The organism is Clostridium sp. E02, from assembly GCF_003833015.1.
Lineage (GTDB): Bacteria > Bacillota > Clostridia > Lachnospirales > Lachnospiraceae > Lacrimispora.
In genome coordinates this window covers 26,233-47,541 of record NZ_RJLQ01000025.1, presented here as the reverse complement: position 1 = coordinate 47,541, position 21,309 = coordinate 26,233, and the positions used below count along the sequence as shown (strand labels likewise).

Genomic DNA, 21,309 nt, shown 5'->3' with positions numbered 1-21,309 from the left:
AGTGAAAAAACATAAATGCACATGGTTAAATTTAACTTTTATTGAATCATTGATATGTAATGAACTTCCACATCATACGATTTATCCGGTGATGTAATGGATATTATGTCACCGAAACTTACGCTATACTGAATCTTTTTACAAACAATTGAATTCCCAATCATAATTAACGAATTAGACGAATGGTATAGAATCATTTTCCTATCTTCGTCTGCAATCAGAAAAATATTATCCAATCCTAATGTAGCCGATGCATCTGGATATTCCTTCATCAAATCTCCCACACTTACTCTGTTATCTTTTATTTTATACATAGGAAAGGTAAGTGGCGGTATCTCTTCTGTCTCATCTGGAACCCCTATAAAATAAGCATCCATTTTTCCCTGAAATCGGTTCTGGGCTTTTTTCTCGGTAAGTACTTCTAATTCTGGTTTGGCTTTATGAAAAACTTTCCACAAAATCGCACAAACAGTTAATAATATCAAGCAAAATACCCACCAATAAGCAATCCATATAGGTACTACTTTTATTGAATAAGTATAAGATATTGCACTTTCTCCATCCGAGATTTTCAACACCAGGTTTTGCACCCCCGACTTTATTGGCTTAATTTTAAGTACACCCTGGTCTAAATTTACTTTAGCAATGTCTTCCGATCCACCTTCGATTGAAAACGATAAATGATCCCCGTCAGCGTCCGCAAAATAGTTGTTTAAAACAAACTCTTTCTCTTTACTAAAAGAATTAAACTTTATATCATCTGGCAGGGCTCCTGCCGGTGGTGTATTGACGACTTGTATGCGAATACTATCAAAAATACAGGACTCCATTACATCATCTAATCGACTGTCTAAATAATAAATTCCTGACTGTTTTAATATTAATTCTCCAGTAATAATGCCATTATTCACAGAGGTCTCAAGTTCCGTTCTCTTTTTATCTGATTGACCATCCGAATATAATTCCAATTTGGGAGTAAACTTTTGATAGAAAGAATCATCAGCAATCATCACCCCATTTTTATCTTTAAAATAAATCCTAAAAGGCAATGGTTTATTTCTTCCCACCTGGGAATCAATTTCCATAACCGGAATTAAATCTCGATAACTAATCAAATAAACTTTTAATTCCTGATTTTTGACGGTACCTGTTTGGACTGTCAATTCTTTTATATTTTTATTCACTTCAGAAATCTTAGCTACTGAGTAATGCACTAGATTCGTGGGTTTTATCTGCTGATCCCCGTAATGAACTGTCGTTTCTCCTATTTGCTGTGGAGATATCATTAAAACATCCATTTCATCTAGATAGGAATCGTCTAATTTCATGCGAATACTTTGGTTCCCCTGTGCATAAATACTGTTCGTAATTTCTTGAATGCGATAAGCCATATTGGAATTAAAAATTCCATAGAGTACTTCAATTAATGCTTCTGGTTTTGTAACCGTATAACTTTGAGCATTTGTTTTACTAGCAATATCTTCTAAAACCCTCTTATTTCCATCATATTTTCCAAAAGCCACTGTATAAATCGGTATTCCTTGAGAGGTACAAGCATCTACGGTATTATTTAAATCCATATTTGAGTTTTCAATTGTTCTTCCTGTCTTTGATCCTTTTAAATCAGATTCCCCATCAGAGATTAATACGACCATTCGCTTTCGATTGGAATCTTGATTTGACAAACCAAAGGCATACTCTAAACCAAGACCAATGTCTGTATTACCAGAATATTGCGCTGAGTCCATTTGAGTTTTAAGAAACTCTCTTTCCTCCTGGCTGTTAATTGAGAGCGGCGCTGCTGAAGTTACAATCTTATCATTATATGCAACAAAACCAATGCGAATATCCGCACTGTGGACGGTATCAATAAAAGCTTTTACCATCCCAGTTGCCGTATGAGTGGGATCATTGGATACCATTGATCCGCTGTAATCCATAACGAATATCACATCCAAACCATTTTTTTCACTGGCTATTTCTTCTGCATGTGCTGGCAATGTATTCGTGGTAAATATAAAACACAAAATAATTAATAGGACTTTATTTAACCTTCTCATAGACTCTCCTACACCTCTACTTTTTCTGATCTACAGTATACCGCAAAATTTGACAAAAATATCGTTCATGTAATAAATAACACTTTGCACGTAACTTTTGGTAACTATTTTGATTTTAATGAATAATTTAACCATTATTTATAATCTAGTAGGAAATCTCGTTTTTGTATGGTTACATTTTTTTATTTTTACATCTTAATTTCATATTTTAAGTATCTTTTTTGAGCGTATCGCATAAATAGACATTTTACAACCCATGCGCCAATATTATACTCGTTAGGTGCCAAATTTTGCATTCATGTCATATCTAATTTATTTTTCCTCCTTTTTGCGGCTTTTGACAATGTTATTATTAGAGAAAGGAGAAGGAGAAGTGCCATAAGGGCTATGGTTCTTGTTTGCAGCCATTTTAATATTTCCCAAAATCGATTCGGTCTCACTTGTTCATAGATTGCGGTCGCTTTTTTCTTATATTTGTAGTGCCCCGTTGGACTAATGGAATTTTTCTCCTCATAAATCCCATGATACACTTGGGCTTTTACAGGTGGGTATTTTACTTCCCCCCCATAGACAGCTCTTATGTCTTTTACCAATTTCCTTCCATAAGCAGTTGCTTTTCTTTTTATATCTCCATCCCTTTTTTCTGGTTCTCCATTCCATTCCACTCTTGTAATTTCGTAATACCTTGATGGTAACTGCAAATAGTCTAAAAATTGATCTGCATGGTCAATCAAAGAATCACTTCCTGATATTTGATTTTTTCCCAACCAGTAGGTGGATGCACGGTAGCCAGTCACCGTAATCGGAAATGAAAACTGGTAATCCCAATAGGTTCCCTCTTCCTTATAGTCTACGATAGGAAGTTTTACCTTTAATGTCTGCTCCAAATCTTTGTTTGTGACCTGGACTTCTGCCACCTCCGGAATCCAATCAATGGCTTCCACCCCCCGATATAATATACTAGTCTCTGAATATTTTGTGGTTTCTTCTGTCGTAACTTGTATTATTTCACTTGATTGTAAGGTATATTTTTTTCCTTCTTTTTCTAATTCTTTGTTTGGTCCATAACCTTTCATACCCCCTACAAATGGGGGTGAGTCATAGGTTATCACATCACCAGAAAACACCTTTTTTACATCTTCAATCTGCACTGACTCCAAACGGTATTTCTTTCCATCCTTTTTATAAATTTCTTCAAACTGATTTTTTCCGTCGTTTTGATCCGTCTTAGACCAATATTCCTTTCTGATTTCCATCTTATATTCTCTTCCAAACGCCACATTAGCCCCCCCGAAAATAAGGGGGAGGGCCAGAATAACAATAACTACTTTTTGTATACAATTATCGTATTTATTTTTCATTTCTTCTCCTGTGAAAAGTCTTAGATAAAAGAACGGTCAAAAAAAATGCAAAGGCAATTATTAAATAAAAGCCAGCTCCCTTGCTTTTCTCTCCTGTTTTAGGGATTTTGGAAAGGAAGCTCCAAAAGCCAGTTCCCTTGTTCTTAATCATGCCAACCGCTTGTAGATGTGAATGGTACTTTGCTGTAATGACCCCTATTTGTGGACTGCCCTCTTTGCGGTTATAAATCACCAAATTTCCGGTAACAGAACCGCTCTCGGATACGTGAAATGTTATGTAATTATTATTTCTTATATACCCGTCCGGTGCCCTCCTCTCTTCCACCGTATAAGTGCCCGAATCGTCGGGATAAAATGAAAGCAAACCATTCTTATCTGTTATACCGGAATATACAATTGAATTGTTTTTATTTCTGATTTCCAACTTTGCACCAGCTAAACCGATCATCTGGTCTGCATCTAGTTTTAGTATGTCCACTCTAGGGGAATGATAATTTACTACGATTGCCTGACTCTTATCTGTAACCATTTGGTTAACAATAAAGAAAGAGCAGACCTGGTTCGTTGCCAAATATCCAGAAGCCGTCTTCGTCTCTTGATAGGTATAGGTTCCATCTGGTGGTAATGGAAAAACAGATTGTCCATCTTCTCTTGTTGAAACCACTTTGTAGAGTTCCCCTCTTTCATTAAAAATAGTAAATTCCACTCCTTTTATCCCATTTCCTGTCTGCGCATCTACTTTAAATAGACGCATAGTTGGGTGTTTTGGGTCTGGATCTCTCTTTTTGGGATCCTGCATTACTACTTCAAGCTGCATTGTGTTTTTGGGTACTGTAAACGGCACATCTGCGGAAAGAAGATAACCGGAAGGAGCCGATGTCTCGTGAAGATAATAAGTTTCTCCTGCTGCCAGACTTCCTATAATATGAAATCCTTCTTTGCTGCTTTGAAATTCAGGTATTACAACATTTTTTTGTTGGTCTAATACCTGTAGTATTGCACCTTCTAACTTATGTCCATAAGTATCTGTCTTATATATTTTTACTTTGGTTGGTTCGTTAAACATTTCAACCACATCGATAGCTCCATTCAGGCTTACCGTAAATTCAACTTTTTCAGCCAATCCATACCCATGCACAGGTTTGTCTTCGCATAAAAGATAAGTTTTTCCCGCAATTAATTTACCAATAATGGCATGAGGTTGTTCTCCGGAAATCCATTCTTCAACAACATTCCCCTCCCTGTCTGTTACACTTAAATGATTTCCTGGAAGTTCCTCATTACCGGTTATGGTCTTCTTAGAGAGAATCACATGGGTGGTATCGTCGATCATAACCACTATATTCCTTTGCCCATTTAAACTAACGGTAAAGGAAATATCTTCGGCATACGCATACCCATCTTGCGGTTTCACCTCATGGAGCCAGTAAGTTTTTCCGGCTTTTAGCTGTCCCATAAATTCTTCAAATTGAGATCTGGTGGTGAAAATAAGGAAATCCCCTTTCTTTAACCCTTTGTCATCTCGAAGTGCCTTTGCTGGAGTTTTGTCTTCATTTAAAATCTGTAAAATGCACCCTTCTAATTGCCCTTCCTTGGTGGCTTCATTTGGAGTTGCAATGATTCGCCTGTGATCTAGTTTCCGAATCTCTACCCATGTTTTTTGATCTTTCATGGTAACGGTGATTGGTTTTGGTTTTAACGGAACCGTAAATTCCACATTCGGACGAAACGCATACCCGGCTGGCGGTTCCTTCTCGATTAGCTCATAGGTCTTTCCTGCAATCAAAATCCCTTTTAAAACCAATGGATTTCCTTCTGGGGTAAATTCCTTTATTACGGTTTTTGTCTCTTTCTCCCGGATTAAGAAACGTCCTCCCGTTAGTACTTCTCCTGTTTCTTCCTCTATTTTTTTAATTTCCACCTCTGTCTTTCTATCCTGCATGATGATAGTCTCCGGGATTCCGCTCTCCTCCGCTGTGAAGCGGATCTCTTTTTCATAGGCATAGCCTTCCGGTGAGTGTTCTTCCTTCATGATATACTCCGTTCCGGGATTAATGCGTTCAGCCGGAATGGTGACTTTTTCGCCTTTCTCTTTTGTAAATTTATAAACAGCGGTTTCGGTTTCTACATCTATCAACTCATAGTTTCCTCCTGCCAGCTCCACCTTTGTCTCTGCATCTACTTTTGAAAAATATAAATGTTCCGGCTTATCCTCCATATCTACGTTATCAACCATTCCCGAAGCATTGATCTGGAAGCGATAGATCCCACTTGTAAGTTGGGTCTGATCGCTGTATTTTGTAGTTTCTGTCAGCTGATAACTGCCACCTGCTGTTAAAATCTCCCGGATCGTTTCATCGTTACGGTTATTTATAAAAACAGCACTTTGAAGTGTCTTTTGTATTTCTCCGGTTACGGTTGTTTCTCCGTCTCCCTCATAACCGTCTTTCGGAACCTTTGTTATCTCATATCTAGTTCCATAAGGAAGTCCGGCAAAGGTAAGGAAACTGTCTCCCGTTAGGGGAATCTCCCCTACTCCTTTAATCTGTCCTTCTATGGATCCGGTGTAAGCCTGATACCCAATCAGGGTATTCCCTTTTTGATCCATAAACTTCACTTGATAAATAAAAGAATCTTTTAAATCTTTTCCAGTTCCCGTCAGGTGATTTATGATGGTAATGGATCCATCTGGGACAATGGAATTTTTTAAAATGGTTTGCTTTTTCACCTTCTCTGTCTCTGTTTCAAACCATGCTTTTGTCGAGGTTTTCTCCACTCCATTTACAACGGCTGCCACTTCCACAGTCCCACTTTCCTGTGCCCCCACATCGGTCAGATTCCAGGTGATGATTCCGTTTTGCTCCGTTCCGTAGTCGGTGGATCTTAAATATTCCAGTCCATCTATGAGCATTGCCTTTACCTTAATATCTATCGATCTGTGATACGGATTGGTATAAGAAATGGTATATCGAATCACCGTTCCTTTCTTAACGCCTTTATAATTGGCGCCTGCACTGCTTGTTACTTTGGCAATGGGGATTTCTTTGGTAACCGGATTTAAAATGGTATACTCATGGTTGTCTTCATTCACCGTCCAGCTTGCCAGTACCATTCCTTCCCCATTGGTTAGTTCCTGTTTGGTTCCCAGATAAGTCCTGGATGGAATCGTATAAGATCCATTCTGATCCAAATAGATCCGCTTGGTTTCTTTTCGGGACTTTTTAGTTCTGCCATCGGAATATTTGGTATACTCCGTGATCTCGTACAAATGTCCCTCTTTTATCCCGTCCTCTGGGGTTACGGTTTGATTCTCTCCAGTTCCGATCACGGCTGGTAATTCATACCCAATATCCAGATCTTTTAAAATGGACCAAACCTTTACAGGCACCCGTCCAGTTACGGTCATTGCTTCGATGGAACCCTGGTCACTGGCCAGTTTTATCACATTAAAATCATTGGATACGTTTCGAATTCCAGTTCCAGCTCTATTTACCGTAAAGATCACCGGCTTTGATAATGCATATCCGTCTGGTGCTTTTAATTCTTCCATGATGTAGACCTGGTTTGCTGACAGCTTCTTTGTCAGGGTAAAACCATTAGAACCAGAAATGGCCGTTGCTATGACTTCTCCAGCCTTTTCATATTCTCCGTTTACAGCTACTGCATGGTAAACCGCTATCTCCGCTCCTTCCACCGCCATGCCAGTGTCAAAGTTGGTTTTTCTAAAGATAATGATGGTTGGACTATTCTCAATTTCACAGGTATAAAGTAGTTCATTTCCGTTCCCTTTCCCATCAAATTGGAATTTCTTCATTCCCTCGGAAATCTGGTAAAAATCCGGTGGGGAAATTTCTTCTACCGTATAGGTATAAGGTTTTATAGTTCCATCTGTTTGAACTTTTCCAACCAATAGATTGTTTCGTTCTGCATGTCCATCGGTTCCAGTTGTCATGTAAAATACTTCTCCGGTATCCCGATTTGTTATTTTAAACCTTGCGTTTCCTAGTACGTCTCCGGTATCGGAGGCTTTCTTTTTTATCTCCAGTTTCCCGGTAAACGGACTGTTGACCATTTTATAAAATGGCACTTTCTCTGCCCCTACTTTAATTTTTACCGGATCTGCCTTTTGCATATAGGCTGGGGCTTCTAATTCTGCTATGTAGTAGATTCCATATGGAGTCTTATTAATCCTATGTGGTTTTAAATATCCCACAGAAAATCCCTGTAGAATAGTATCATTAAATTTATCTTCTTTGGTATAGGTACCGTCTGATCCAGAGATCCATGTTTCTACTAGGTGAGATTTATCTTCTACATAGTTTCCGTCCTTATCCGCTTTATAAAGAGCAAGTTTGGCACCTTTCGCAGCATATTCGTTTGTACCATCATTTACTACCTTTAAGACGTTGATGTACTTTTCCTCATTTTCAAGGCTGAATCGTTGCACATCTCCGGTTTCAGTAAGGACGATTGCTTTCGGATCGGCTGCTTCATACCCAACCGGAACCGTTTCTTCCACCAGAACATAGGTACCTATCTTTTTACCTTCTTTTTGTGTATCAAGAGGTAAATAGTCAATCCGGTGCATTCCCTCTAATGTATCGTAACTTTTGATTCCTCCATTCTCTTTATAGTTAAACTGATATTCAAAGTTTAGTGGCAGCTGACCGTCCAAATCCAGGGAGCCGTTTGTAACATTTCGGTAAATGGTAATCCGTATGGTTTTTCCAGTATCCGTATTCCATGTTTCCGTGATTCCCTCCCCGTTTCCAGTCTGAATCAATTCAGTAAGGGATGCGGTTCGTTCCCCATCTTTGGTATGCCAGGTGATGGAAGTCAATTTTTTTCCACTTTTTTTGTAGGCAGCTTCAAAATCCGTAATAAAACTAGACTGGTTCTCCGATAGTCCGATAAGTGCTTTTAAGCGGTCAATCACGTTGTCACTGATTTTAGTTTTATCTGTATATTCCGTTAAATCATCGGTTGTCCACGCATCGATCCGTTTTGTTTGGTCATACATTGGCTTTCCGTTCTCCATTAAAATATTCCCCTCACTGTCGGTCTGCGCTTTATAGAGAGCAAGTCCAGCGGCGTGGTCATTAGAAAGGGAGACTTTAGTTCCCTTGCTGTCAACGTAGTATTTATAAATTTCCAGCTTGGTGTGGTCATTTTTAAAATTAATTGTCTGAACTTCTCCGGTTTCTCTAATGTTTAATTCCATAGAGGAGGAGATATAACCTTCTGCCGGTTCTATTTCATCTAATATGTAATCTCCAGCCGGGATTCCCTCAAAGTATTGGGGGGTTCCGTCCGTGATCCAGTCGGCTGTCACGGTTACTGGTGCATTATCTGCGGTACTTTCTATCGTCCACTTAGCTGGTGTGGTTTCAGTCTTCACCAGATAATATCCTTTGGGATATTTCTCACTATTGGTGGTATAAACTCTTTTGGCCTTATAAAGTGCTAAATGTGTGCCGGATACCTGACTGTAACTATAGGCTCCCTTTGGCTCCGTAACAGACAATCCATCCTGGTAATCGCTAATAACCTTTAATGTCCGCTGATTTGCTGCATCGGTTTTAGCAATCTCTACCTTAATCTTTTCATCTTTCATACCGGTCTTTTGAACCTCTCTGGATTCATTTACAGTAATGCCTTCTGGGAACCCTTTTGTATAACCGGAAGGAGCTGTTACTTCCTCCATGATATAGGTTCCTGGAATCACTCTCTTTAGCATATCTGCCTGACCCACCGTCATATCTGCCTGAAACGGATCGTTTGGATACTTTTCTCCGCTAATCCAGGTGTTCTCCATTACCCAGGACTCCCCCTGACGGTGGTAGAGTTTCTTATCATCGGTGGTATTTTCTTCCTTTCCGATGTCCTCCATTCCAGCCTGATTGTTTATGCTGTAGGAAGCATTGTTAAAAGCTGTTAATAAATCATCGTATTTGTAGCGAACAAAATCTCCGTCAATGTCATAAACCGGATCTCCCTTTTTATAGGTCTGCCCGGATCTCTGGTAATACTCCGGGAGTCCATGGCCGTTCAGCACTGGATTCATGCTTTTTACCAGATTGCTTCCGTTGTAAGTTCCTGTGATGTATTCCTGATCCGTATCGGCGTTGATCGCAGCAATTCTCCAGGTTTTTATCTTCTCCCTGGCAATGACAGCTCCGTTTACCCTCTGAGAGATCTTTACTGGCCATACCAGAAGTTTTTCCCCTTCTTTAGCAAAAGCCATGCCAGTGGTAGGATTTACATATGCATCCCGGTTTCCATCACTGTTCAGATGATACATGGTAGTACCAGCGCTTAAATTGAAACCTTTATCGGTAGAGTTATATTTCACTGCCAATAAATCCCCTCCGGTAAGTTCAAAGAATGGCTGTCCAGCTTTTAACACATAAATGGACTCCTGATTCTTTACCTGAACCCTATTCCCGTCTTTATCATAGCCATAAATCTTTCCGTCCGTTTCGGTTTCCGTTACCTTTAGCCCACCAAGGGAGTAAAACAGGATATCGGTATCCCCTCTTTCTATAGTCTTATAGGTCCAGGTTCCATTCCCGGTCTCTCCTGTAAGGCTTCCTTCTGTATCCTCCTTTCTTAAAAACTCCACGGTATTTCCGGCATAGCCCTTTAGTACCTTTACGGACTGAACATTATTATTCCGGTCTCTGGCCACTTCAACGCCATGATATTTTAAATCTCCGCTATCTCCACTTTCTGTGACTGCTATGGCATCGTAAAGAGCCATTTTTGCCCCTGCCACATACCGGTTCTGATCATCATCGGTATCCAGTGTTCTCTCTATGAGACCGTAGCCGGCAAAAACACCATCGACATAAATCAGATTTACATCCTCCCCAGCATCCTTTCTGGACTGAAGGTATTCCATAGTTCCTTTGTACCAGGCATATCCTAAGTAAGTTCCGTTTTTATAAGCAAATTCTAAATTTTCAGTTCCATACTTCTGCTTTAATTCCAGTTCTGTCCCTTCAAGCCTGGTATCCGTTTTATAGGTTACGGTATGATCCGAATCCTTAATCTTAGACACTTCGAGTCGAACTGGAGTATTTCCTATATAGATTCTGGCGGTATCTTCTACCTTAGTTCCAGCCTGATTCTTGTCCTCATAGATGGCTGCGGCTACCCGACTGTCCCGGTTTCCGTCAAGATAATAGGTTGTCTGGTCGGAATAAATTTCAATGGCTACCGGCTTGGTTCTCACATAGCCGGCTGGTGGCTTAATCTCACACAGGACATACGTTCCTGCCCCAAGGGGCTGTGGTGTCACCAAATATCCGGTATTCTGATCTTGATAAGAAGTCCTTGTTAAATCTTCTTCCCTCGCCTGTACTCCGTCCCTAGTGGTCGTAATTGCTTCAAACTGCCCGGTTCTTCTTCCTTCCGGATCGGCAAGAATTACCTGCTCCTCCTCTTTACAGATCGGGGTTCCTGCTGGTACCGTTCCGGTCCATGTTTCTCCAGAATTATTTATCTTCTCCGCTCCCATGGCTTCTAAAAATTCCTTTGAGCCTTTAATCTTGGTATCCGCTTCATAAAACGTTACCAGACCGTCCGTATTCGTTCCGTCCTCTCTGGATGCTGCATAAAGGGCAAATAAGGCTCCATCATGTAGGATATTCTCTCCTGTTTCAGAATCTAGCTTTTCAATTCGTAACCGGCTTTTATAGAAGGTATTTGTAAATTTTCGATAACCATACCCCTTATAACTGGAACTTCCGTCACTGTTTTGCCGGGTATCTGCCATTTCATCGGCTGGCTCTGCGACACTCCACGGTACCAGCATGGACGCATATTTCCCTTCATAAGCGGTCTGCATTCCTTCCATAACCGTCACATTGTCCCGGTAGACCTCTCCATCACCGGATGGAAAAGAAACATTGTTATTGGTCTGTTTATCTTCGGATACAGAACCGTAACGGTAAATTTTTTCGATCCCGTCTGTTTCGTAGGTGGAACCATTTGCCGTTTGCTTTCCGGCATTGCCATCATCGGCCAGATAATGGCTGCCCTTATTTCCTCCAGCTTCTTCCGAATCGACCATGGTATTGTAGTAATCCTTACCTGGATCATTCTCTCCCTGGGTAATGGTAAAGTGTCCTTTTCCAGAAGGATCACCAGAGGATGAGCCGGAAAGCTTGTTAAGGTCTAAGCCGTACTGATAAATTTCATAATCTCCCAGGTAATTGTGCGCCTTTATTACATACTTCCTTAAATCTTCTCCGCTTTCTCCTGGCCATTCCTCATTAAAGCGGATATGATATTTAGAGGAAAGCTGTGAGACATTATCCGCTGCGTTATAATGATAATAGCTGCTTAATCCCTCCGGGGTCTGATCTGATCCCGTCTTTCCACCTTCATAGACAGAAGGAAGCTCAATTTCCTTTGGTGCATCGGTTTTATAATGCTTGTTAAAAAAGTCCCCTAAGTCCTTGTTAAAGGGCTGCTGTTCTACCGTCACATAAGTTCCGTATGGAAGATATTCTGATATTCCATAGCAATAACCGGCTCCGGTATCTTCTAAATCTGCACTAAGTGTTGTATTGTCTTTATCCTTTCCTCCGTCTGTTTCACTGTCCCAATTGATAGAATAGATTTCATCAAGATCATAGCTAAAGAATGGCTTTAAATAGTTTTCAGCCTTCTTGATCGCTTCGGAAAGGGCTTTATCGTAGATTTCATCTGAATATGTCTCGCTTCCTGTGGCGCTTTCTTTCTCCCCAGCTGGATTATCTTTGACCAGTTTTGCTACTTCATCGTCTAAATACCAAGTGATTGCAAACTGTCGGACACGATCCGAACGAATTGCATTTTCTTTGGCTGTATCGGTTGTATTGATACTATTTTCAATCTCTTCATTGTTATGTACGGCTGGATACTGCTTTTCTTTTCCGTTTATACCGAACAGTAGTTTTTTAATTGTTGCAAATGGTTGAAAGGAAGTACTTTTATCTTCTGTCCTATCCCATTTATCCTGATTGGCCACTTTTATGGAATCAAAGAATTTGTCATAATTGTTTCGGCTTACCTCCCGTTCATTTCCAGCCTTGTCTTTGATTTTTTGCTTTGTTTTCTCCAGAATCGCCGTGTAGCCTAGGTTCTGATCTGGATTAATCAAGCCATTGGTATAGTTATAAAGTTCCGTATTGCTGATTGCTGCCTTATTGGAATCCTTACTTAATGGATTGGTCTGGTAGGCTACCCTGGTATACAGCTTCTGGACTTTTTCAGGGAAATCTGCCCGGTACGCACTGATATCCACTTCATTTCCATTTCGATCCTGCCATTTAACCGTTCCGTCCTCTGCCCGGTAGAGCCGTTCTAAGTTGGACTTTAAATAGGTTTTGAACCGGAAGTTCTTTAAATATCTTGCGTTATGTTCTTTCCCTCCTCCGTTTTCCGTAACCTTATCTTCATGTCCAGTCTCTCCATAGGTGTTATCTTCATAAGTTCCATCCTCCTTGGTAAAAATATCTTTTGTAATCTTGATCTTCTGTACAATGGGACGCTCTTCTACAGAAACTTTTGTTTGACGTGTTCCACCATCTGAATATAACTGGTTTTTGTCATAGCGAAGAGTTACCGCTTTGATATAAGTTCCTGCTCCTGCCATATTTGGAGTCACAGAAATGTTTCCGTATTCTCCTGCGTATTCCTCTGGGGTTATATAGGTTCCTTCTACCAAATCATCTGTGTAGGTAATCTTGTAATCGGTGGATGTGGTTTCGTTTTCCCCTCCCACCTCTATGGTATAACCTTTCCCATCATAAACAGCTGTTACAGGGGTATCCACGTCTTTCAGCTCATACCCAGGAGAAATCTGTATTTCTTCCTGAACCATGATTGTCTTAATACTTCCATCGTTATTCCGGATCGGTTCGCCCTCACTGTATACCCAGTAAGTACGCTCCGGGTTTTCTGTCACTGTAATGGCTGACAGATCTTCCGGATAGGCGGCTTTTGTCTTTGACAATTCACCAAATCTTACCTTTGCATAGGTCACAAATCCGTTTGAGTTTTCGGTTGAATCTGCAAACTGATCCGGTGTATATGGTACATACAAATATCCAGGTAATTCCGCTCCGTTGATGTTATAATCAATATCTTTTTTTAAATAGAGAATCTTTGACCCTTCGTCATATACACCATAAGAGATGGAATTTCCCACTCGGTAGGAGAATCGGATCACAGCCTTTCCATCTGTAATCTCCTCGACCCGTAAGCAGTTAAAAACGGAAAGCCCGGATTTTTCCATTCCTTCGTACAGGCTTTTGGCTTGTTCTTCAAAGGTTTCTCCCTCAATCGGAATCAGCATCCACGGGGCACCCTCATCTGGCTCCTTGAAGGAAGCCTTTTTCAGTGCAGCATTGGCATCCTCCATCAAATCTTCCGTGTCCTTCTTATCTTCAAATGTAGGAATGGTATAGCGCAGAGCATTATCTGGTCGGACTGCGGTATAGTCATACTCCGGTTCGGATACTTTAGTGATGGTTGCTGTTTCCCCATTTGGCAGGGGAATGGTATCCCCCTCATTTGCCTCCACACTGGAACCGTTTATAATCACTCTGGCTCCAGCTTCTACTGCTAGAGCATTCTCCTCTCTGGATCTGTATTCCGTATGGGTTTTGTTCGGATCTTCTACAATTTGACTTTTGGTTTTGTAGAAAGAAGCCCCCTCTGGGATTCCTTTGGCATAGATCCGGTATCCATTTGTAACACCACTGCTTTTTATGAAAAAGGTATTGCTCTTTTTCAATCGGTCTACTTCCAGAGAATCGGCTGTCACACTGCCCTCTGCCGATGGATTCCCTCCTGCCTGAAACGCATCTTTATTACTAACCGCTGCATCCTTTCCATAGATGGACAACTCATATCCTTCCGAACGGGTCAGTTCCTTCATGTAGTACTGAGTTCCGTCTGCGTTGACAATGAGCGGTCGTCCGATCCAGCTATTGCCATTTAATGCTTCGTTGTTTTCAATGGGATAAAAATGACTGCTGGTTCCTGTTCCATCTCTTCCCTGATTGGAGGAAAGTTTTTCATAACCAGAAGCTGTTTCCCTCCGACTGTCAATTAATGAAATTCTGTTTCCTTGATCCGTATGTCCCTCAAACCGTTCAGCATCGGATTCCTTTAAAACCGCCTGATGCATGGCTGTGTAAAGATTTATTGGTGCAGAATCCTTCCACCCATCCGGTGTCACCTCTATGGTTCCGGTCTTGTAATTGTAGGTATTGCCTGGTGCCTGGGTAATGGCTAAAAAACTTCCATCTCCGTTCCGGTCTGTGACTGCTACCGAAACTAAGTTGTCCTTTCGAAACAGAACTCCCGAATGCCCATCTGGGTGGGGAATGTCTGTGGAGGCAAACAGACCATAAACCGCTCCCTCTAAGGTTCCATCCCCCTGAGCGTCCCCATAGGCATGGTAGGTATCTTTTTCCCCTTTCTTTAAGTCCATGTCTTTTTTATTAAAATGGATCTCTCCTTCTGTCCGATGGTCATAGGCGATGAAGGTCCAGTCCGAAATGGAGGAATCCAGAGGATCGATCCGACTTGTCTGTGTGGATTCCGGAAGTCCGGACAGAGAGCTTCTCCCTCCAAAAGATCGTTTCTTTTCCTTCTTTAACTGGAAAAAAGAAGTCATTTTTTTAGCAGCCATCTGGAAACGAACCGATACCTGGTGGAACAATCCCGTCCAGGTGATTCCACCATTTACTTTTTGTATCTGGGATTTGGTTGCCTTTTGAATTTTTCCAAGTTCCGAAAGCGTGGCTTTTTCTATGGGTACCGTTTTCATTTCTGTAAGTGTCTCTTTTATCGGTTCCGCCTCTGTTTCTTTGTTGGCGTTCGATTTCGTCTCAGCGGTGGATTCACCTGTTTCTTCTGGGTTTTTCTCTTCTTCCGTTTCTCTAACCGTCTCTGGTTTTGTCTCGGCTGTTGCTTTTTCGGTAGGTTCCGGGGGTGTTTCTTTGGTCTCCTCCGGTTTTGTTTCATTGGTAGCTTCTTCGGTGGGTTCCGGTGCTGTTTCTTTGGTCTCCTCTGGTTTTGTCTCATTGGTTGCTTTTTCGGTGGGTTCCGGGGTTGTTTCTTTGATCTCCTCCGGTTTTGTCTCATTGGTTGCTTCTTCGGTGAGTTCCGGGGTTGTTTCTTTGGTCTCCTCCGGTTTTGTCTCAATGGCAGCTTCTTCTATGGGTTCTGGTGCTGCTTCTTTGATCTCCACTGCTTTTGTCTCATTAGTGGATTCCAATGTCCCAAAACGGATTAATTTATCTTTAGATCCATGGGTAACAAACATCGGCTCTTCCAACGCATTGGCTTCAATCGGCTGGTTGGAATGATCTGCCTGTATGGAGTTTTGTTCCATTTCTGTTCCGGACGCACTGTTAAGCCGATATCCTCCATGTGACTGGGAATCTTTAAATTCACTGGATGAAACCGTCCTCCATTCCAGTGGAATGTCATCGGGATGGCTTCCATGAAGGGAATAACCGGGAGCCGGTATTAATTCTTTTGCGGAATATTCATAGGTCAAAGAGATATAGTCCTGATAAAACTGATCCCGGTCCCGTTCCAGTGCTTCTTTTTGGGTCTGTCCGCTAGGATCAATGGCATGAAAGAATCCTCCCTGTTCCACCAGCTGTTCGCACTCTTTTACCCCGTCCAGCCACTTTGCCCACGCTTCGTCATGAAGCTGTTGATTATATTCTTTTACCGCTTCAATTTGATCTTCGTTAGTTGGATCTCCGGTTTCCTCATCGTATTCCAGTTCCGGGATATCCTCATACTCAATCACAGGGGCTGGATGTCCAGAACAATACCCTTTCTCATAGGTGTAGCTTCTAGCATCCTTGTGAGCAATCTTACTATGAATCTTTCCCTGGGAATCCACGTAGTGAAGAACACCCTCGGAATCTGTAATATGCTCATCCGCATTACATGGATCATTTTCCGGATCAGACCAACGGTCAAACTGGGAACCGGATGCATTTGCCTGATTAAAACGATTGGAATCCGAATCGTTCAGTCCCATATCTCCACTATAATTGGTCGAGATCCGGGCTTCATCCCCTCCCTGATCCTCTTCCCAGGAAGCTCCCGTTAAGGAGCCAAGATTGGAAGAATAACTTCCTGAATCAGTAAGATCTAAATCACTATCATCAAGCTGGGAATCATCAAATTTTTCTAAAATGTCCCAATGGGTATCAGCTAGGGACTTACCGGTTTCCGAATCAAAAACATTAAGACCAACGTTATAATTGGTTCCAAAGCCTTCCTTGTGGCGGTAACGTTTTACTTTCCCTGGTAAAGAACCGGCACGAACATGAATTTCTAATTCCTTGTCCAGCTTTGCTGCGAAATAAGTCTGGGAAATATCAAAAGCATACTTATATTCTCGCGGAATTTGAGTATAGAACTTAAAGGTTGCCAGCTGAGCCGAACCAATATCTTTTGCCAGTTCTAAGCCCTCCTGGTTTGGATTTGCCCAGTAAAGAGTTCCGACTCCGTTTCCATCTGCCGGTACTTCTCCAGACTGGGAGGTAAAGACAAGTCCTCCATCCGTAGGACCGCTGTAAACCCAGTCTCCATATAAATCTTTTGCAGAAAACTTCTGGTAATACGCTTTGACCGCATCACTAGGGTATGGAATGGTAATGGAATAAGTCTCCGTTGCATGATCCATCTTGGCATAATAAACAGTTTCCTCTGCATCCGATTCCAATCCCTTGGTTATTGTCGCTGCGTCCCATACCATCGCAAACATCCAATCTGCCCAGTTACTACATCCCTTCGCTTTATAATCCCCTGGGATCTGGGTACTGGTTAACTGGTTATAAACCGAGCGATCCCCTACGGCATTGGGATTCATCTGCTTTACCACCGATAGATAATTTTTACTGCCTTGAAACGTATTTAAATCTGCTTTTAAATCCGTTCCAGTAAACCCACACTCATCGGCAGCCACCCAGTTAATCACGGAAGCAACAATATATTTAGCGGTTCCTGCATTGGCATCGTTACAGGCTTGTATACTGTCGTTTCGTCCCATATAGCTGGCATAGACATTCATTAAAAAGTTAAACTTTCTTCTAATAGGATCTTTTGCAGCTTCAGTTTTTGGAAACTGCTTTGGTAGATTATTTAAACTCCAATACCCTTCTAAAAAAGCCTGACTCCCAAGATGGATCATTGCATTTTCAGTATGGCCGTCTACACAATAGATAAAAGTTTTATCAAATTCCTTATATTCACCTTTACTATGCTGTTTGTTCTCTACTAGATATTGCTTGGCTCCAGCCGGAAAGTTTCCTTCCTTCACTGGAGAGCCTAAGTGAAATACCTTGTTTTCATACATAAGACCCGTTGGCGCATACACTTTCCAATTTGCTTCTTCCTGGTATCTGCTGGCATCCCAAGATGGGAACGATGCTGGTTCAATGTCTTGCGCATAATCAGCAAGAGAAATAATGTTTTCCGGAATGTATGGTAAAAATGCCATCACAGATAGAATCACAGCCAAAAATCCTGCGGTCTTTCTTTTTATGTTTAGTTTTCGTAACAGTTTTTTCATTCTTCCTCTTCCTTTGATTGCAACAAAAAAGACTACCGATTATGAATCAACCGATAGTCTTTTATAAAACTTATTTTATTTTTGTAATACTTAATTTAGAAGTATGGATTAGGAGTCGCTTCCCGTTCCGCACGAGTCTGTGGATCATAAATTAGATATCCAATTGGATAATTGTTATAATTACTAATAATCTCTCTAGGATTAATCGTTTTTACATTTCCATCTATCATGAGCTGTCCCAATGCATTCACCATGTAGCCGTCCGGAGTAATGGTATTAGTGTAAAGATACCCATACTCATTAAAACAATATGCGTATTTTAGTCCGTCTTCCGTTCCATCGGGAGCTACCATAAGCCAATCCCAATTACTTTTATATCTAGAAGTTTTGCTATCCCCATACCAGTAGTTACTAATCCCTTTTTTATTCACTGGTTTTAAAGTTTCTTGGTGCCAACGATCTTGTTCATACGGTTGTGAAAGTATATACTCAATCTCTGCATCACTTGTTCCATAAGAAGGAACAAACCCATCTGCAAATATAAAGGCACCATTTTCATCTGTTCTGGAGCCTCCGGCAAATGTTGCATTTTTCATGAAATTCCCATGGAGATCTTTTACATAGTATGTATAAGTATCTCTTTTAATTGCATTTCCGGAATAAAAACTAAAATCCTTATTCTCCCACTCATTGGTGGTGTACCCTTCCGGTAACTTATCCGGTGTCCAGATGATTGCTGCAAATGCCGGTGTTGCCAACGTTATTGAAAGCGCTGCTGATAATATTGCTCCTATTAACCTCTTTTTCATCTCATTTCCTCCCTTTTATATCCACTCTATTTATAAGTATCAGATTTGACAACTTTATTAATTCATGTTATTCTAAAGGTACAAAGGGTAGCCAACTCCACAGAGTGGCTTCCAAATTAATAAATGTTTAAAAAATAATCACCTATAGCTTGGTTGGCAGGGTGGTTATTTTTTTGTACCTTTGTCATTGCTGTTCACGTATACAAGTATTGCAACGATTAATGCTACAACATTTATGATAACCATAAATTCCTCATATGTGCTCATACAATCACCACCTCCTTTCGGAGATGGAAACCACCCGGCAGATTGACTACCATAAAAATTATACCATATTATGGTAGTTTTTACAAATCTTTACTCTATCGTTCGATTCCTCTATCTCTGCCAGGTGTAAAACGTTCTTTTAAAATAAGATCCCGATTTCTTAATTGAAACTCTCCACCTAAAAGTAGATTTTTATTGAAATTTTCAATGTATTGGTTCGTTTCTGTAATTCCATTCTTGTAATCCGCAAAATTTGCTCTCACAAGCGCATTTCTAAAGTATTGGCTGTAATCTTTAAACATGGTGTTATCAACTGAAAATCCCATATTATTAAGATAACACTCCATAAATACTGCTGTACTTCTCGTGTTCCCTTCCATAAATGGATGCGCCTGCCAGATGGAAGAAGTAAAAGAAGCAATTCGCCTAATTACCTTCTCTTCCGTAAGACCGGCATAACTTTTATTTTTTTCAGTATCAAAATCATACTCAAGTGTATCTTCCAAAGCTGTATAATTCGTATACTTTACTGTTTCTCCATTTAGGATTGGTTCGGATTTATAGATATTGACCTTCCTAAATTGCCCCGCATGATCGTAAATATCCTTAAAAAGCTCTTTATGAATTGCTTTAAGCGAAGTGATTTTTAAAGGATAACCCGGACTATCAAGAATATGCGCAATTCTGGCAGCTACAAGATCCGCTTCCTTATTGCGATTCTGAATATCCTCGTTGGTTTCAGTTTCATACCGTTTATATAATAAATCTTCAATTTGACCATATGACAGTTCGCCGTCGATATTTGCATCTGCCAATTCAGATAAATATTTTGTAGGTTTAAGACCATCTACTTGCTGAAGTCCTTTGGCAGCATCCCAATAACTTTTTTTCTCAGCTTTATTAATTGTCTCACCATAAATTTGGTATTCTTCTGACAAAATTCTACCTTCCTTTCTTTTCACTTTCCAGAGATTTACTTCCTTTCAGACGTTTTTTGGCTTTCTATATACTTTTTAATATCCGTTTGCGGTACATTGTTAACCGTGGATACAAAGTAACTGTTCGTCCAAAGAGAAGGAAGGCGAGTTGTCAGTTCTTTAAATTCTTTGCGTAAAACTGACGATGTATAACCCTTAACACTGCGAACCGCTTTATTAATTCCAAATTGTGGAGCTACTTCTATCCGCATGTACACATGGTCAGGCATTATTTCCATTTCAATTATATCTGCCTTAATTTCTAAACATTTTTGATCTATCAGCTCCTTTAATCGTTCAGAAATTGAACCTACAAGAACCTTACGCCGATATTTGGGACACCAGACCACATGGTATTTGCATGAGTAAACCACTTTATTACTATTTTTATATTCCATATATGTATTATACCATATTTTAAAATCTAATACAATAAATCTGAATATTATACTAACTTTCTTTTGGATAATGGGTTTTTATAGAATTAATTAATTCCTTATAACTCTGTTCCATAAGTTCAACATCAAATTCGATCCCCTGAATACTAGACTGTGTACGTTCAATCTTTTTATTCAGCTTTTTGATTTCCTTCCTTCTCTTTCTTAATTCATCAAGAAGTAAGAAACCGGAAGCGATACTGATATCTATCATCATATGGTAAAATAACTTGTTTTTCATAACTTACTTCCCTTTCATAAATTTTAAGTTCTATCGGTTAAACATATTCGGTTGTCAATGTACGCTTAGTGTTCATAATTTAAACAGTCACTTTAATTAAATGGTAAACTCTGGTCATCGACTCCATCCGGGATATTCATAAATCCGTCCCCTGACGCACTTGATTGCTCTGGTCTGTTGGTCGACTGATTTCCATCATCCGATGTATTTTTGCTATCAGCGAATTCCTGTTCTTGCACTATCACATCGGTTGTATACACTTTTACATTTTCCTTATTTATATAGTTGCCCGTCTGAATTCTCCCCGATATCAACACTCTCATCCCCTGACGAAAATACTTCTCTGCAAACTCTCCTGACTTATCAAACGCTATGCAATTAATAAAATCTGCTGTTTGTTCATTTCCGTCCTGATTCCTTCTGCCTCTTCGGTCAACGGCAAGAGTATATCTTGCAATAGCCATTGTACGTTCGCCCTGGGAATATCTTACTTCTGGATCACGGGTTAATCTCCCCATTATAATCACACGATTCATTTCTTTCTCCTCTCCTCCTCTG

General features: G+C 40.4%; 8 protein-coding genes. All 8 read right to left on the bottom strand.

Going from position 1 to position 21,309, the window contains the following annotated elements; genetic code table 11:
* Positions 1-38: 38 nt before the first annotated feature.
* On the bottom strand, positions 39-2,060 hold the full coding sequence (locus EFT72_RS16660) for a vWA domain-containing protein (protein WP_124068047.1): 2,022 nt from the start codon (positions 2,058-2,060) through the stop codon (positions 39-41).
* A gap of 296 nt (positions 2,061-2,356) precedes the next feature.
* Positions 2,357-3,421 carry a hypothetical protein gene (locus EFT72_RS16655; RefSeq protein WP_124068046.1) on the bottom strand — a complete coding sequence of 355 codons (1,065 nt, stop codon included), beginning with the start codon at positions 3,419-3,421 and terminating at the stop codon, positions 2,357-2,359.
* Positions 3,411-18,020: a SpaA isopeptide-forming pilin-related protein gene (locus EFT72_RS16650; protein ID WP_124068045.1), complete on the bottom strand. Its 14,610-nt coding sequence runs from the start codon at positions 18,018-18,020 to the stop codon at positions 3,411-3,413. The genes EFT72_RS16655 and EFT72_RS16650 overlap by 11 nt, the downstream gene beginning before the upstream one ends.
* Before the next feature lie 95 nt (positions 18,021-18,115).
* A complete protein-coding gene (locus EFT72_RS16645) occupies positions 18,116-18,829 on the bottom strand; it encodes a hypothetical protein (RefSeq protein ID WP_124068044.1) in 714 nt (237 codons plus the stop codon).
* Between the two features lie 362 nt (positions 18,830-19,191).
* Complete coding sequence (locus tag EFT72_RS16640) at positions 19,192-20,034, bottom strand: Fic family protein (RefSeq protein ID WP_164473200.1); 843 nt, start codon at positions 20,032-20,034, stop codon at positions 19,192-19,194.
* Positions 20,035-20,069: 35 nt separating this feature from the next.
* The gene (gene tnpA / locus EFT72_RS16635; RefSeq protein ID WP_124068042.1) at positions 20,070-20,471 is read right to left on the bottom strand and encodes an IS200/IS605 family transposase; all 402 of its coding nucleotides are present in this window, start codon (positions 20,469-20,471) and stop codon (positions 20,070-20,072) included.
* A gap of 52 nt (positions 20,472-20,523) precedes the next feature.
* The gene (locus tag EFT72_RS16630; protein ID WP_124068041.1) at positions 20,524-20,751 is read right to left on the bottom strand and encodes a hypothetical protein; all 228 of its coding nucleotides are present in this window, start codon (positions 20,749-20,751) and stop codon (positions 20,524-20,526) included.
* A 92-nt stretch (positions 20,752-20,843) separates the two neighbouring features.
* Positions 20,844-21,287, bottom strand: a complete 444-nt coding sequence (locus EFT72_RS16625; RefSeq protein WP_124068040.1) for a single-stranded DNA-binding protein — start codon at positions 21,285-21,287, stop codon at positions 20,844-20,846.
* Positions 21,288-21,309: the final 22 nt, after the last annotated feature.